Raw genomic sequence first — 16,667 nt, 5'->3', positions numbered from 1 at the left:
TGAGCTACGGACCCGTTGATTTCGTTTTTCAACCCACTCTGGCGACACCATGCCTACACCTGTTGTTATCGATGCTTGTCGCACAGCGATCGGTCGATCGCATGCGGAACTAGGTTTGTATCGCTACGTGCGCGGCGACGACCTAGCGACGTCGGTCGTGCAGGCAGTTGTTGAGCGGACAGGCATTGACCCCGCAGCGATCGAAGACGTGATCGTCGGCAACGTGAAGCAACAGGGAGAGCAGGGGCTCAACATGGGGCGGATGGTCGCACTGATGGCCGACCTGCCGATGGCGACCGGCGGCGCAACCGTGAATCGACTCTGCGGTAGTAGTTTGCAGGCGCTCAACCAGGCTTGCCATTCGATCATCGCCAAGGCGGAAGACGTGCAGATCGTCGCGGGCACCGAGCACATGCATCACTTGCCAATGGATGCTGGTGTGGATCTCAACCCTCGGTTGTTCCATCGCACCAGCAAAGGGGCACTCTTGATGGGTGTTACGGCTGAGTTCCTTGCGCAGTCGCGCGGCATTACTCGTGAAGAACAGGATGCGTTCGCGCTCGATAGTCACTCGAAAGCAGTCGCTGCGTATGAGCAAGGTGCTTTCGATGCGGAGATCGTTGCAGTCTGGGGACGCGATGAACAAGGCAATCGCATTCAAGCGATTCGCGATCAGTCGGTCCGCGACGATACCAGCCTCGAAGCCCTTGCGCAGTTGAAGCCAGCCTTCATGCCTGGGTTGGGTACCGTGACCGCGGGAAATAGTTCGCCACTGAACGATGGGGCGGCTGCTTTGTTGGTGATGAGTGAGCAACGCGCTGGTGAGCTCGGGCTAAAGCCGATGGCAAAAGTATTAGCCACGGCAGTTGCCGGCGTGGAACCAGCGGTGATGGGTACTGGACCCGTACCGGCAGTGAAGAAGGTGCTCGCCCGCAGTGGACTGTCGCTCGACGACATTGATTTGTTTGAACTCAACGAAGCGTTTGCGGCTCAATCGTTGGCTTGCATTCGCGAGCTTGAGCTTCCACTGGAAAAAGTGAACGTGCATGGCGGGGCCATTGCCATTGGTCATCCACTCGGGGCCAGTGGGGCGCGAATCGCGACCACGTTGCTACACGCGATGCAGCGAAGAGATGCGACGTATGGCATCGCGACCATGTGCATTGGGCTAGGGCAGGGCATCGCGACGCTCTTCGAGCGGGTCGGCTAAGTGACAAAGGCTTGCCAACTGGCGGAAAATCTTTTTCTGATTTTCTATAACTGCTATTGACCCAGTTTTCGCCAGCGGATATTTACGCCCCCGCTTGTCTTTCAAAAACTTGTCACTTAACCCTTTTCCGCTACCAGCGAAACGTTGTAGCTAGTACCGCTAGCGCTTGTAGGCTGCCATTGGCAACGTGCACAGCGCGGGAACGCTGCGATGCTAGCTACCCCTATAACCGAATCACAAAATCGTCTTCCGGTAATTGCCGGAATCGACTACCGTCTTTCACGCCACGGATGGCGCTAGGGGGACGGTAATGCTGCCGATGTGATCCATCGCAACAAGGAGAGTCGAGTTGAACGCGACACGGATGTCTAGAAAAGTACTGGTAGTCTTGGGGCTTGGCTTGTCCACCTGCCTTGCGGGTGTGGCCCAAGCTCAATCAACAACAACAGCCGCAACGGCGAACACGCCGTTGTCGAGGGAGCAGGTAGACCAGTTACTGGTCCAAGCCAAAGCTGCCATCGGTGCGGGCGACCTTAAGAAGGCCGACTCACTGATTACGCAAGCAGAGGGAGCGGATGTTCGCTACCCAATGTTCCACTTTGGCGACACGCCTGGTTCGCTGCGTCGCGACCTGATGCAGGCACAAGCGAACAACCAGGATCCCTTCAATACTCCTGGTCCGCCGGTTGCTCAGGCACCAACGACCCCGATGGTCGACCCTGCGGTCACCCCGGCGTCGGCCACGAGTCCCTACGGTATCTATCGGGAGGAACCTTCCGATTCGATTCCAGGGCTCGACTTGGCTCCGGTGCAGCTGCCTCCGGTCGGTTACCCGGCCACGGCTACCCCGGCGACTCAGCCGCAGAATACTCCGTATTCGGGCTTAGACATCTCGGCTCCGAGCGACGACAATCGCTACGCGAATCCTGTCGGGATGATGCAAACCAACGAAGACGTGCAGGCCCAGGCCAATAATCTGCCTGGTATCAGTGAGATGCGTTTCGCCCAAGCTCCAGCTACCAGTGCTCAGGCTCTGCTCGATGCTGGTGAGCAAGCTCTGAAGAGCGGCAATCGCGAGCAAGCTTTGTCGTTGTTCCGCAAAGCGAACGAAAGCCGCGGAACGCTCGACACCCAAGCCCGCGGACGTTTGGACGGTCATCTGCGAATCCTCACTGCGGCTCCTGAACCTTTGGAACTGTCGCCTGTGATGTCGAACGTATCGACTCCGGCAGTAAGCGAAACGCTTCCCAACAGTGTTGCCACGGCCAACTCGCGCGAGATGGACATGGCGGATGGCGAACGCCAGGTGCTGGTGCGTCAGCTCTCGGCCGATGTCGGACGCGTGCAGCTGGATGCCAAGCAGCTTCGCGAAACCGACCCCAAGCAAGCCTTGAAGGCCCTTGAAGATCTGCAAGCAGTAGTCAACAAGAGCCAACTTGGTGAGAACGACAAGCGAGTACTGCAGCATCGTTTGAGCATCAGCATCAACGAAACCGAGCAGTACATTCAGCAGCATCGTGCTGATCTAGAGCTCGACGAACGGAATCGCGAGATTCTCGCCGAGATTGATCGTCGGATGGAACTCAAGCTGCAGATGCAAGATAAGATCGGCAAGCTTGTGGATGAGTTCAATAAGCTTCGCGACGATCACCGGTACCACGAAATGGAACTGGTTGCCCAGCAATTGACGGAGTTGGCTCCTGAAGATCCAACCGTCATGCAGATTCAACAAACGGCCAAGTTCATTCGCCGCGAGTTCATCAACAACAGCATTGCTGAGCAAAAAGAAAACGGCTTCTGGCAAGCGATCTCCGACGTCGAAAGTGCGTCGATTGCGACCACCTCGGACAATAACGAAGTGGTGTACGACGTGCAGCGTTGGCGCGACCTGGTTCAGGAACGCGGACGCAACGATCGGAATCGCAACCGTAGCCCGAAGGAAATCGAAATCGAAGCCAGCCTGCGTAAGCCGGTGATGGTGCGATTCCAGAACGAGCCGCTCGCAGCAGTGATCGACGATCTGTCGAAAGCAACCGGCGTGAACATGGTGCTGGATCTTCGTGGTCTCAACCAGGAAGGCGTGTCGAGCGACACTCGTGTATCGCTGAATGTTAACGGTGAGATTTCGCTGAAGAGTGCCTTGAACCTGATTCTCGAGCAGTTCCACCTGGGCTACGTTGTCAAGGACGAAGTGCTGAAGATCACCAGCGAAACGCTGAAGGATACCGAGCAGTATACCCTCGTCTACGACGTGGCCGACCTGGTGATTCCGATTCCCAACTTCGTGCCCGATAACAACATGGGTCTGCAGGGGCTGATCAACAGTGCTCACGCCGCGATGGGCTACGGTGCTGGTTCGTTCGGCCATGGTCCGATGTCGTTCGTGAATGGCAACAACCCTGATCCCAATGGGGTAGTGCCTCCAACCGCGCTGGCTCAGCCCGGTATGGGTGCCAGCGGTGCGGGACTTGGTTCGCCGACAACGCTACCGATTGGTGGTGGCCCCGGCGGCATGGGTGGTGCAGCGAACGCCGACTTCGATTCTCTGATCGACCTGATTATCTCGACGGTCGCCAGCGACACTTGGGTGGAGAATGGTGGACCGGAAGCGGAGATTCGTCCGTTCCCAACTAACTTGAGCCTGGTTATTAGCCAAACTCAAGATGTGCACGAGCAGATTGCCGACTTGCTGGAACAGTTGCGTCGTCTGCAAGACCTGCAAGTCACGATCGAAGTGCGATTCATTCGTCTGAGCGATAGCTTCTTCGAACGGATCGGTATCGACTTCGATATGAACATCGAGAACAAGGATCCCGAGCCCGGTACCTTCCAGCCAGGTCAAGCCTACGAAGGCGAAACCAGCAGTGCTGTGGTTGGTTTGATCGACGGTGAGTTCCCGAACTTCACCAACGACCTTGATATTCCGCTGCGGCAAGGTAGCTACGCGTTGGCGGTGCCACAGTTTGGTAGTCCGCAGGATGTCGCCTCGTTCGGCTTTGCGATCCTCAGCGACATCGAAGCTTACTTCCTGATTAGTGCCTCGCAGGGCGATCAACGTAGTAACTTGTTGAACGCTCCGAAGGTGACCTTGTTCAACGGTCAGCAAGCGTTCGTGGCCGATACCACGCAACGACCTTTCGTGATCAGTGTGGTGCCAGTGGTTGGCGAGTTCGCCGCTGCTCAGCAGCCTGTGATTGTGGTGCTCAGCGAAGGTACTCTGATGAGTATCCAAGCGGTGGTGTCGGAAGATCGTCGCTACGTCCGCCTGACGGTGGTGCCGTTCTTCAGCCAGATTGGTGATGTGCAGGAGTTTACCTTCGAGGGTTCGACTTCTACCAGCACCTCGAGCAGCACGACCGACGACAACGACGGTACGAGCACCTCGGCCAATGATGCGGAAGACATCGTCCGCAGTGGCACGACGGTTCAGTTGCCTGAGTTCTCGTTCATCTCAGTAACTACAACGGTGAGTGTGCCAGATGGTGGTACGGTTCTGCTCGGTGGCATCAAGCGACTGAACGAAGGCCGTAACGAGTTTGGTGTACCACTCTTGTCGAAGATGCCTTACATCAACCGCTTGTTCCGCAACGTCGGTATCGGCCGCGAAACCGACAGCCTGATGATGATGGTGACTCCACGAATCATCATTCAGGAAGAGGAAGAAGCCAAGTTGATGGGCACTCCGATTGGTAACTAACTACTCCAATAGCAATATGCTATTCAACTCGCGCCGCCGTCGGAGTCTTCGGACCCCGGCGGCGGCGTCTCCGTTGGGTCGGCAAACTTGCAAGTAACAATGAGTAAAAGAACTTACGCGATTCTGCTCACGTGTGGTCGAAACAGGGCAACTGCTCTTGACTCGCGTGCAGCCGGTTTTCTAAGTTCCCGCTGCCTTGTCTTTTCGTCGCCACTGGCGGCTTTGGTTCTGTTCACGATGGTATTCCGATTTCATGAATTGTTACAGTTCCCGAATCGCCACGTTGTTACTCGCCATGCTGGTTAGTTGCGGCTGCGCATCGCTACCCGCACAGATGCCGAGCATGCCAAGTATGCCTAGCTTCGGTGGTTCCGCGGCCACGCCTGGTACGCCGGAGTGGTGGAAAAAGAATAAGAACAAAGCGACCTATGTAGAACGTCAGGGCTACCAGGTCGAAGGGGTACCAGGGTACTTCGACAAGAACGGCCGCCCGATGGACGGTGCGATGTCGGAGAAGGACCTGGTGTTCCGCACCGAGTCGGATAAACCACAAGGGCTATTTCCGCAGCTCGATCCGAAGAAGAACTACGAGAAGGCTAAGGTGGCCGTTGGTCTTGGTCCTGATCAACAGCGCGCTCAAGAGGTCTACCAAGAAGGCCAGACCCTGTTTACTGCGAAGCAGTATGCGAAAGCGGCCAAAAAATATCAGGAAGCTTGCCAGCGGTGGCCCAATTCGACGCTCGAACGGCAATCGCTCTATCAGCTCGGTAATAGCTATTTCTTCGACGACAGATATCAGGACGCTCGGGAAACCTACGTCGAGCTACTGGAGAAGTATCCCAACTCGCCACAAGTCGATGGGGTTGTGGAGCGTTTGTGGTCGATTGCGGAGTACTGGGAAAAGCACGATCAGAAAGAGCATCATTGGGCGGCGACGCCGAACTTCACCGACGAGACTCGCCCTTGGTTCGATACCCAAGGCTTTGCTCGCAAAACCTACGAAAACATTCAGCTTTACGATCCCACCGGTCCCCGGGCGGACGATGCGATCATGGCCATGGCTGGCATGTACTTCCGCAAAGGTCAGTACGGCGAGGCCGATCACTACTATCAACTGTTGCGTCAGCAGTATCCTCGCAGCGAGTATCAGTTCGAGGCTCACCTGCTGGGATTACAGACCAAGCTACGTAAATATCAGGGGCCGGAATACGATGGGGCACCCTTGGAAGAGGCCAAGGTGCTAGCCAAGCAGCTGCGAACACAATTCGCGGGACGACTAAGCGCCGACGAAGGTGAACGACTCGCGCAAACCCAAGCCGAAGTGAACCAGGCGATCGTGCAACGCGATATGGCAATGGCTTCGCACTACGAGAACACCGGCCACTACGGCGCCGCTCGCATTTACTATGGCGAGGTGATGAAGAAGTATCCCGAGTCGCAGTTGGCCTCGGCCGCCCGCGAGCGATTGTCAGCGATTGCCGACGAACCAGCCTTGCCCGAAGAACCAGCGAAGTGGCTCATCGAGATGTTCCCCGAGAACCCGGAACGGACGCGCGTCGCCCGCGTGCCTGAGCTTCGCGATTCGCGTGGCGGTGACCAATCGCCGGACAAGAAAGACGAAGAAGGAACCACACTGTTTCGCTAGTCAACGTACCTTGCGAAGTGCTGATGAGCTGGGCCTCGTCGTATTCCCCCCACGACCAGGCGTAGCTCGTCGGCCTTCTTTTATACTTGCAACGCATCGCTCCTGCCATGAATTATCGCCACTTGCTATTGCTGGTTGTCGGCCTGATCGCCGCCAGCGGGTGCGCGAACTATCGCATGGGGAACGAATCGCTCTACGCGCCCGACATTCAAACGATCTACGTGCCGATGATCGAGTCGGATAGCTATCGCCGAGACCTCGGCGAGCGACTCACCGAGGCGGTGATCAACGAAGTGCAACTCAAAACCCCCTACCGAGTGGTGAGTGATCCGTCGGCCGATGCGGTGCTTTCGATCAAGCTGAACTCTGATATCCGCCGTACTCTGGTGGAGGACGCCTTCGACGCGACGCGATTGGCCGAGAATCGGCTGCAAGCCGAGGTGGTCTACGTAAACCGCCGCCGAGCGGGATTCGCCATGCAGGCACCGATGGCCACTCCCACGTACATCGACATGCCAGCGGAGCTTGGTCAGGTGGGCGATACCTCGTTGATGGTGCCAGCCGTGGGCCAAACGGTTGCTTCCAGCCAACAAATAGCTATCGAGCGACTCGCCCAGCAGATCGTTGGTTCGATCGAAGAAGAATGGTAGCGTTCGCGAAGCGGGCGTGCTTCTCGCGCGACCAGCTTAAACAGCTATAGGCGATTTCGGCTTCTGCTAAATCATGCCAGCCAACAATCGAGCGACATCGTTGGCTGCTTTCTTTGGCTCCAACGCAGTTTTCGCAATGCCCGAGACCACTTTGGTGATGTTGTGATCGACTGCGTTGGGCTCTCCCCAAACGCTGCCTGCGGCTGCGGTAATGTAGGTAGAAAACGTGCGATGTCCGGTGCCAGGGCGTTCGCCGATCACGTGCAGGATGGCGCGATTTCCGGGGAGTTGGCCGAACAGGGTCTCGCCGATCCGATATCCCGCCCGCACCCGCCCCGAGTGGACAAGCACCTGCTGCGCGGCAAGTTTTCGGCCTTGCTTGCGGAGTTGCTGGCGAAGCTGCGAGAGGAATAGTGCTAGCTGATCCGATTCCATGATGGCCAGGGCGTTGAGTCCATCGGATACGATGATCTGCACATCAACCTCGCCCGCATGCTTATCACGCAATGTTTCGATAGCAGTCAGCGCAGGTTCGCTCAGTTGCTCGCCGGAGGTGGGGTGCAAAATGTAGTCGGTTCGGTCGGCCGACTGAGTCGCGAGTGGTAGCACGTCGGGAACCGACTCGACAAACTTCTGATCGAACTCAGCCCAGATGCTTTGCTTCGCGTCGTCGTAGATGCGATGAATATTTGCCTTCAGTTCAGGCGCCAGCTGCGAAGGTTTCTCTCCATAGCCTTCCGCGACAAACACACCTCGGCGGCGAATTTCTGCTAGCTTCTGCCGACCTTCGGCAATGATTTCAGCAGCTGGTCGCTCGTCGTTCTTCCTGCGGCAGTATTGCTGATATACCCATAGCGGGTCGCCAAAGTGCTCCGTGGGATTCCCTTGGCGATCGACGACCCCCAATTGCTGGAAGAACTGCCACATCGCGTCGTTGATGCGGTAGCCAAACTTTTCGCGAATACGAACGTGATCCTGGTAGCCAGTGGTCAGGTACCCGAGCATGGGATCGATCTTGGTCGGCAACGCCATGAGGTAGGCCGGGTTGGCTGGCATGATTTGGTCCAGGCACCAGTCGAGATCGTCGAGCGACACGTCCATGTGCAGGGTGGAGCAAACATCGAGCCCGATGCACAAACCATGCAGCTTGCCCATGACGATGTCTTCCAGGCAGCAGCGGACTAGCTGCTCGCGGGAGCGAAACACCTCAGGTCCGATGAACCCGGCCACGTCGTTCAGGTGCACCCACGCAGTGTCGGGCACGCCGGCTTTGGCGCGGGCCGTAGCGACATCGTGACTCAGGGCTCGGGCGAAGCCATACTTGCGTGATTCGTGGATCACCATGTCGAAGCCATGGCTATGGCCGTTGGTGAAGTCGGCCCCCTGCCCTGTTTCGAAGTACATGCCAAACCGCCCGGTCCGCGACCGAGCGTGCTGCCGCATCTTCTCGATGCTAATATCGAACGTCGCGTTCGCGGCATCGCTCCCCGCAATACTCTGGAACCACAGTTCCGTGGAGCCGGGCCAGTGTTGCTCGACTTCGGCTTGAACATCGATGTGGGAGAGCACACAGTGCGGCATCAGCGAGTCGATGCCAAATGTCTTGAGCAGGTCCTGCAGCGTGAGTTCGACCGCAGCGACCGACTTCGCCTCGCTGGAGACTGGATTCGTTCCCAGCAGCAGGTCGCCTACCCCGTACGACCAGGCGTCGAACACTTGCCAGGCAATATCGTCGATATGATCCGTCGGCGAATTCGGCTGCACCCGGGCGCTCAGGTACCCGCGGGCGCCGATGTTGCTGCCAGGTAGCGGGTTGAACACCTTGCGGCCGACCTGAATCAGCTCGTCGTTCGACATGAGCTTCACCACCGCTGCAATCGCTACACTCGATAGCCCCTTGCTCGCTTGCTTGATGGCTTGCTCGTCGGCTGATAGCAAGAAGCTCTTCAGCTGGCCCACCGTGAGTGTTTGACTGGTCGGGCGATTCGCAGAATCTACGACGCTAGCAATGTAGTCGGAGAGGTCGTCGTGATGGATCGCGTGTGAGTCGAGGTCGGCGAGCTTCGTGCGAGCGAGCAACTGCCGGGCGTGGGAGCGCGAGGCCTCGTCGGCCGCTGCGACGCCGACAATCTCGTCGCCCTCCTTGTAGTCGTTTGCCGCGCCGAGCAGTTTGGCGTAGAGCTGCTGATCGAACTCCCCTTCGGTGCGTTGCATGTACGCGAACAGGTCTTCGCCTTGAACAGGGGGAGCGATTCCGGTGGTCAGTGTTAGCATATCATCTGCCTGGCTTCGAGGGCCAAAGGAACCCATGGCAACGGCCGCCGACCCGCTGACCAGTGATTGCATGAAAGTTCGTCGCGTAGGCATATGGCTACGTGCTCTTCGGTATTTGCTGCCTGAAAGTCGCGAAGGGGGAAGTCAAGCTGCGACCAATATAAGCGAGGTTGAGCGACTCGCCAAACATAAATCGTGAGACAGTGGATTGGTTGCCTTCGATGGCTCGCCCCGTATAGTGCTGTGACGGACCCGGAAGTCCCAGGAACCAGGCTCCGAGTGAATGGTCGCTCTTCTTCGCAAAGCACAGGTGTTTTATGTCTTCTCCTCTGCGATTCGTCCCGATAGTGGCCCTCGTCGCCAGTTTAGTGCTTGCGTCCAGTGGACAGGCGGAGATTCAAGGGCTCGAGCGCATGGCAACCGGGCTGGATCGCCCGATCTATGTGACGCATGCACCGAATGACCCGGAGCGGCTGTTTGTGGTCGAGCGCGGAGGAGATATCAAGATTCTTAATCTCGATGATCACTCGATCAACACGACCGAGTTTGCCACCGTGACCGGCATCAACGGTTCCGGCGAAGGAGGGCTGCTCGGCATGGCGTTCCACCCCGATTACGACAGCAATGGCAAGTTCTATGTTTATCTGACAGGAAGTAGCAGTAACTCCGGCACCAATTTCAACTCACTCGTTCGTGAGTACACCGTGTCGTCCGAAAATCCGGATGTCGCGAGTACCGACTACACCACGGTAATCGAATGGCAGCAGCCAGCGACGAATCATAACGGAGGATGGATAGGTTTCAGTCCAGAGGACGGATACTTATACGTCATGTCGGGCGATGGCGGAGGCAGCAACGACACCGGCAGCGGTCATACCTCCGGCACCGGCAACGCCCAGGACATCACCGACAACCTGCTCGGCAAGGTGCTGCGAATCGACGTGGATGGCACCAACGCGGGCAACTACGGCATTCCTGATGACAATCCTTTTGTCGATATAACCGGCGACGACGAAATCTGGGCCTATGGTGTTCGCAATCCTTGGCGGTCGAGTTTCGATCGCCAGACGGGGGATCTTTGGATCGGAGATGTTGGTCAGAGTTTTCGCGAGGAGGTTGATTTTCAATCTGCCGACAGCACCGGCGGGGAGAACTATGGCTGGCGACTTCGCGAAGGAACCAGCGCGACTCCCAGCGGAGGGGTCGGCGGAAATCGTCCCCCTGGAAACGTCGACCCGGTCTACGAATACGCGCACGGATCAGGAGAGTTCGAAGGTAACTCCCTAGTCGGTGGCTATGTCTATCGCGGTGCCGACACGAGCGTTCAGGGCAAGTACCTGTTCGGCGACTCCGTGTCAGACAATGTCTGGATGTTTGATCCCAGCGATCCGACAGGAACCGTTGAGAACATTCTCGACCAACTCACGCCCGATGTTGGTTCGGTCAACGGTCTCGTCTCGTTCGGAGAAGATGCCATGGGCAATCTCTATCTAGTCGATATTGCGTCGTCCCTTTTCAACCAAACGTTGGGGACGGGAGAGATCTTCCGCGTGGTCACCGACACACCGCTGCCAGGCGACTACAACCACGATGGCACCGTGAACCTGGCCGACTATACCGTGTGGCGCGACAATCTCGGCGCATCCGGCTTGGCCCCGTTCGTGCCTGGCGATGGAAATGGCGACGGCCAAGTGTCGAGCGCGGACTACGAATTGTGGAAACAGCAATTCGGAGCGGTCCAACCAGCCGACAGCCCAGTAGCGGTGCCTGAGCCAGTTGCGGCAAAAGTGGCTATTTTTTCGCTGTTCGCCGTGGGGTGGCTGGTCGTTTCTAGTGCACCGCGGCGGAGGCTGCAGCCTGATCGGGCCTGACTGTTGGCCTCGCCAGCGTCTCCGATTACGCTAGTGGGATGACCAATCCCTTCGAACCTGCCTCGTTTCCTGTGCATCCCATCGAACCGCGAGCTACTAGCTGGCGGTTGCGAACCCGTACGCTTGAATTCAAGTCGTTACCGATGTGGATGGGCATCGTCAATGTGACGCCCGATAGCTTCTCGGATGGCGGTCGCTACGCGACCACGGATGAGGCGGTGGAGCATGCCTTGCAGCTAGCAGACGAAGGGGCCGACATTCTCGACATCGGCGGCGAGAGCACCCGACCCTATTCCGAAGTGGTTGGCGAGCAAGAAGAGCTTGATCGTGTGGTGCCGGTCGTCGAGAAGCTCATTTCACAAACCGACGTGCCGATTTCGGTCGATACCAGCAAGTCGAAAGTCGCCCGCGCGGCGATGGCTGCCGGAGCCGAGATCATCAACGATATTACCGGCCTCGAAGGCGATCCGGAGATGATCAACGTGGTGGTCGAAACCGAGGCCGGCGTTTGCGCCATGCACATGCAGGGCACGCCGCAGACCATGCAGGACAATCCACAGTACGACGACCTGATCGGCGAAATTCGCAACTACCTGGCGACACGCCGCCATGTGTTGTTGTCGGCCGGCGTCGACCTGGAACGCATTTGCCTCGACCCGGGCATTGGATTTGGAAAGACCCACGAACATAACCTGACGCTTGCCGCGCACTGTGGCGACTTTCATTCGCTGGGATGCCCGCTGCTGGTGGGACATTCCCGAAAGGGATTTTTGGCGAAGATCGTCGGCGACTCCCAGGCCGATCGCTCGGCCGCCACGGTCGGCGTCGCCCTGGCGCTGGCACGCCAAGGGGTGCAAGTGATCCGGGTGCACGAAGTACGCCCCGCCCGCGAAGCAGTGCTAGCATTCGCTGCCGTGGGTGGGCTTGCCTGACCGCTAGCATCCGCGGCGATCCGCCGTTATTCGTTCGCAAGCGGCGTTGACCGCTATCGCGAAACTCACGATACTCCTTCGCCACTCTATCTACGAATACAGCACTCAACATGGGTACTAGCAACCACGTGGACCTCGAAACTTACACCAAGCAAGTCGCCGAGCAGGCCAAGGCCGCTTCGCGGCAAATGGCTTCGCTACCTGGCGGTACCAAAATCGCTTGGCTTCGAGCGAGTGCGCAATGCCTACGCGATCACACGAGCGATATCCTGGCAGCCAACAAGCAAGACATTGCCGCCGCTCCCGGTTACGGTTTGAGCGATGCCCAGATCGACCGCTTGCGACTCACTCCAGAGCGTATCGAAGGCATCGCCAGTGCGTTGGAAGAAGTCGCCTCGCTGCGTGACCCCATTGGATCGGTAATCGATTCGACGGTCCGCCCCAATGGTTTGCGGATCGACAAGGTTAGCTGCCCACTGGGGGTGGTGTTCTTCGTGTACGAGTCGCGTCCGAACGTCACTGCCGATGCAGCAGCGATTTGCGCGAAAGCGGGCAATGCAGTGATTCTGCGGGGCGGCAAAGAAGCCATCCACTCGAGCCAAGCCATTGTTGCGCAGCTCGCCTTGGCGGCCAAAGAGCATGGCGTGCCGGAGCATGCAGTGCAGTTGGTCGACACTACCGATCGGGCGGCCGTGGGACATTTCCTTAAGCTAAGCCAGTTGATCGATGTCGCCATCCCCCGGGGCGGCGAAGGGCTCATTCGCCGAGTGGTCGCTGAAGCGACGATGCCGGTAATCAAGCACTTCAACGGCAATTGTCATGTGTATGTACACGCGGATGCCGACTTGTCGATGGCCGAGCAAATATTGATCAACAGCAAGTGCCAGCGGATGGGGGTTTGCAACGCCTGTGAGTCGCTGCTGGTACACAAAGACGTAGCGGCCGAGTTCCTGCCAAGCGTCGCGAAGGCACTCGCTGCCAACGACGTGGAGATTCGCGGTTGTGAGCAAACTTGCCAGATCCTGAGTCAGGCAGTTCCTGCCACCGAAGAGGATTTTGGAGCCGAGTTCTTGGGACCGATCATCTCGTGCAAGGTGGTCGATTCCGTTGAGCAGGCGATCGACCATATCAATCGCTACGGCTCTGGACACACCGAGGCGATCATCACCACCAGCTTGGAGCCAGCCCGGCTGTTCGCTGAAGGGGCCGACAGTTCGGCCGTGATGATCAACGCCAGCACGCGATTCAATGATGGGGGAGAATTTGGCCTGGGAGCCGAAATCGGGATCAGCACCGATAAGTTCCACGCCCGAGGACCTTGCGGCATCGAGGAACTCACCACTTATAAATACATTGTTCAAGGACAAGGACAAGTGCGAGGATAAGCCAATTGCTGTTTCTCGCCTTGATTGCTAACGGATTGGCAAACGATGGGTGACGTACTAAGCCAAGCAGAAGTTGAAAGCCTACTGAACGAGGCCAAGGCGGCCCAAGCCGGACCGCCTGCAGGTGTCGAGGCGGCTGCCCCTGAACCGGTGGCCCCGCCGCCCCCCACGGCCAAGGCGCCCCCGATGCGCCCTCGCGAAAAGATTACTCCTTACGACTTCAAACGCCCCGAGCGTGTGGGTAAGGAGCAAATGCGGGCGCTGCAGACCATGCACGAAGGCTTTGGGCGTAACTTCGGCGCTGGCTTGTCGGCGTTGCTGCGGTCGATCGTGGAGGTAAAGCTCACCAGTGTCGATCAGTTGACCTACAGCGAGTTTGTGTTCAGTCTCGAGAACCCCACCTGCTTCAACCTGATTACGGCCAAGCCGCTAGAAGGACAGTTGATTCTCGATATCAACCCGTCGCTGCTGTTTCCGATCATCGATCGCCTGCTAGGCGGCGGTAGCACCCCCACTCCCCCCGCACGCAGACCACTCACGGAGATCGAACTCCGCCTGGTTCGTCGCATTACCGACCTGTTTCTGCAGGAAATGCGCCGGGCGTGGGAGAACGTGCTCGACCTGGAACTGAGCGTCGACCGTGTCGAGAGTAATCCGCAACTCGTGCAGATCGTGCCGCCAAACGAAGTGGTGGTGCTGATCAGCTTCGAGCTAACGCTCGGCAACGTGCGGGGCATGATGAACCTCTGTATTCCGTTCAACTCCATCGAGCGGATTGGCAACAAGCTTAGTGCGAATAGCTGGGTAGCCATTAGCAAACGCCCGGTTTCGGCCGAATCGCTGCAGCGATTGTCCGACCAGGTGGGCAATGCCCCTGTGGAGTTGATCGTCGACCTGGCCGATACAACGATTTCCACCGCCGACCTGCTCGGACTGCGCGTGGGCGACATCGTGACCACCGAGAAGGACATTCGAGCGCCACTCGTGCTGTGCGTGGAAGGGAGGCCCAAGTTCCTCACCGCCATCGGTGCTTTCAAAGGTCGCAAGGCGATTCGCGTGGTCGACGCCATCGAAGAACAGCACGTCTCGATCGGCGAGGAGATCACCACCGCGGTGAGTGAGGAAGCCTAGCCGGGCCGATCTGATCGTTAACTATCGCGGGCGCGGAGCGTCAGCGGCGGGAGCGCTTGTTCGAGGACACCTCGCGCGCGTTTCCAGGTGAGTAGGCCTTCGACGATCATCCAGCCTTCGAGGGCCAGGATGCACACACCGAAGCCCATGAGCACATAATTGCCCTGCCATTCGTGGGTCAGGTTGTAGATCATCGCCCAGGCGGGCATGAGTAGCATGAACATCATGGGGGCGACCACGAACCAAGTCGCAATGTTCCGCCGCCGCAGATAGAAAGCGGTCACCAGAAAGGCCAAGCCAGCCAGCAGTTGATTGGTCGCCCCGAACAGCGGCCAGAGGATCAGGCCACCGGTGCCTGGATCTTTACCTGGTGCTGGCAGTAAGGCGATGGCTCCCCCAACGACCACCGCAACCGTCGTTGCGGTGTACTTGTTTGTAAGTGGTGCCATGTTCAGCGAGCTGCCGAGTTCCTGAATCACGTATCGTTGCAGACGCGTGGCGGTGTCGAGCGTCGTTGCGGCAAAGCAGGCTACGAGCACCGCGATGATCGCCTTGCTCAGCGGCAATGGAACGCCTAGTGCGGAAACGAAGTTTGCTCCACCATCGACGAAGGCTCCCACCTTTTTGGCGAGCCCCATCGTCTTCCAGCCTTGCGTGGACGTGCTCACGGTGCCATCTTCGGCTACGACTTGCTGAATCGCATAGCGACTTTGCCAGGCGGCCCGCCCAGTGAGTGTCGGTTGCCCCTCCACCGTGTCGACTCCCATGCCCACGCCCGCGCAGCAGGCCAGAATCACCACCACGGCAAGTGCTCCTTCGAGTAGCATGCCACCGTAGCTGACGTACTGGGCGTCGTTCTCCGAGTCGATTTGCTTGCTGGTAGTTCCGCTCGAAACCAGGCAGTGAAAACCACTGCAAGCACCACAGGCAATGGTAATGAACAGGAATGGCATGATCGGCGGGGCATCGGTCGGCACGTTCTGGGCGATGGCCGGAGCACTCTCGAGCTGTGCTTTGCCTTGCACCGCAGCGACGATCAACCCACCAACGAGCAAAGCCAGAGCCACCAGTAGCTGATGGCTGTTCACGTAGTCGCGGGGTTGAAGCAGCAACCAGACTGGCAGTACTGAAGCCGCAAAACAGTAGACCAGTAGCAACGCAGTCCACTGAATCACCGGCGAGCCAAATGGCCCAAACGCTTCGAGTGTTGGCAATTCAATCGCACAACCCTCCACGTAAACACCGCAGTAGACCGCTGTATACAGGATTGCCAGCGCGGCGATCGATGGCCAGAGCAAACCAACATTCGCTTTGTAAACCAAGACACCCACCGCCACCGCGACTGGCACGGCGACCAATACACTGAGGACCGACGACGGGTACATGTCGAACACATTAGCAATGACGAGCCCAAAAATCGCAATGACAATCGACAGAGCGAAAAACAGGATCAGCAGGAACAGCAGCTTCGCCCGCGGAGAGATTAACCGCCCCGCGACCTCGCCGACGGTCTGTCCTCGGTTCCTCAGGCTGACGACCAAAGCGCCGAAGTCGTGGACCGCTCCGATGAGAATCGATCCGAATACCACCCACAGCAGTGCGGGTAACCAACCCCAGAAAACAGCAATCGCAGGTCCCACAATTGGTCCGGTGCCAGCGATGCTGGTGAAATGGTGTCCAAATACCACCGACCGTTTGGTGGGCACAAAATCGGTGTCGTCGCGGAGTTCGTGACTCGGCACGGTCCGCTGCGGATCGAGCTGAAAGATGCGGCTTCCCAGCCAACGCCCATACGTATGGTACGCGATGATAAACGCGAAAAACGAACCAATGGCAACCAGAATGGTAAGCATGCGTGGAAGATCTGCGGAA

10 protein-coding genes are annotated in these 16,667 nt (G+C 58.0%); 8 read left to right on the top strand and 2 right to left on the bottom strand.

Annotation, left to right across the window (positions count from 1 at the left end):
- The first annotated feature begins 49 nt into the window (after positions 1-49).
- From Pan181_RS23950 to lptE, 4 genes are all read left to right on the top strand, one after another.
- Entirely contained in the window at positions 50-1,210 is a 1,161-nt protein-coding gene (locus Pan181_RS23950) for a thiolase family protein (protein ID WP_145251212.1), read from the top strand.
- A 364-nt stretch (positions 1,211-1,574) separates the two neighbouring features.
- On the top strand, positions 1,575-4,907 hold the full coding sequence (locus tag Pan181_RS23945; RefSeq protein WP_145251209.1) for a type II secretion system protein GspD: 3,333 nt from the start codon (positions 1,575-1,577) through the stop codon (positions 4,905-4,907).
- Between the two features lie 343 nt (positions 4,908-5,250).
- Positions 5,251-6,552, top strand: a complete 1,302-nt coding sequence (gene bamD, locus Pan181_RS23940; protein ID WP_197528653.1) for an outer membrane protein assembly factor BamD — start codon at positions 5,251-5,253, stop codon at positions 6,550-6,552.
- A 107-nt stretch (positions 6,553-6,659) separates the two neighbouring features.
- Positions 6,660-7,202, top strand: coding sequence for an LPS assembly lipoprotein LptE (lptE, locus tag Pan181_RS23935; protein WP_145251203.1), 543 nt, complete (start codon positions 6,660-6,662; stop codon positions 7,200-7,202).
- Between the two features lie 66 nt (positions 7,203-7,268).
- Here the strand turns inward: lptE and eutB are convergent, their stop codons facing one another.
- Positions 7,269-9,476 carry an ethanolamine ammonia-lyase subunit EutB gene (gene eutB, locus Pan181_RS23930; protein WP_197528652.1) on the bottom strand — a complete coding sequence of 736 codons (2,208 nt, stop codon included), beginning with the start codon at positions 9,474-9,476 and terminating at the stop codon, positions 7,269-7,271.
- Between the two features lie 413 nt (positions 9,477-9,889).
- Between eutB and Pan181_RS23925 the strand changes: the two genes are divergently transcribed.
- The 4 genes from Pan181_RS23925 to fliM all read left to right on the top strand — a co-directional run bounded on the left by Pan181_RS23925 (position 9,890) and on the right by fliM (position 14,795).
- Positions 9,890-11,347 carry a PQQ-dependent sugar dehydrogenase gene (locus Pan181_RS23925; RefSeq protein WP_231943688.1) on the top strand — a complete coding sequence of 486 codons (1,458 nt, stop codon included), beginning with the start codon at positions 9,890-9,892 and terminating at the stop codon, positions 11,345-11,347.
- Positions 11,348-11,385: 38 nt separating this feature from the next.
- On the top strand, positions 11,386-12,279 hold the full coding sequence (gene folP / locus Pan181_RS23920) for a dihydropteroate synthase (RefSeq protein WP_231943687.1): 894 nt from the start codon (positions 11,386-11,388) through the stop codon (positions 12,277-12,279).
- Positions 12,280-12,389: 110 nt separating this feature from the next.
- The gene (locus tag Pan181_RS23915) at positions 12,390-13,664 is read left to right on the top strand and encodes a glutamate-5-semialdehyde dehydrogenase (protein WP_145251194.1); all 1,275 of its coding nucleotides are present in this window, start codon (positions 12,390-12,392) and stop codon (positions 13,662-13,664) included.
- Between the two features lie 45 nt (positions 13,665-13,709).
- Positions 13,710-14,795 (top strand): flagellar motor switch protein FliM, encoded by a 1,086-nt coding sequence (fliM, locus tag Pan181_RS23910; RefSeq protein ID WP_145251191.1) that lies wholly within the window; start codon positions 13,710-13,712, stop codon positions 14,793-14,795.
- 17 nt (positions 14,796-14,812) lie between these two features.
- On the opposite strand, the gene Pan181_RS23905 is transcribed toward fliM, so the two are convergent.
- Entirely contained in the window at positions 14,813-16,648 is a 1,836-nt protein-coding gene (locus tag Pan181_RS23905; RefSeq protein ID WP_145251188.1) for a carbon starvation CstA family protein, read from the bottom strand.
- Between the last annotated feature and the right edge of the window lie 19 nt (positions 16,649-16,667).

It is taken from the genome of Aeoliella mucimassa (genome assembly GCF_007748035.1).
GTDB lineage: Bacteria > Planctomycetota > Planctomycetia > Pirellulales > Lacipirellulaceae > Aeoliella > Aeoliella mucimassa.
Note: the sequence above shows the minus strand (reverse complement) of the source record. Positions and strands in the feature narration are given on the sequence as shown.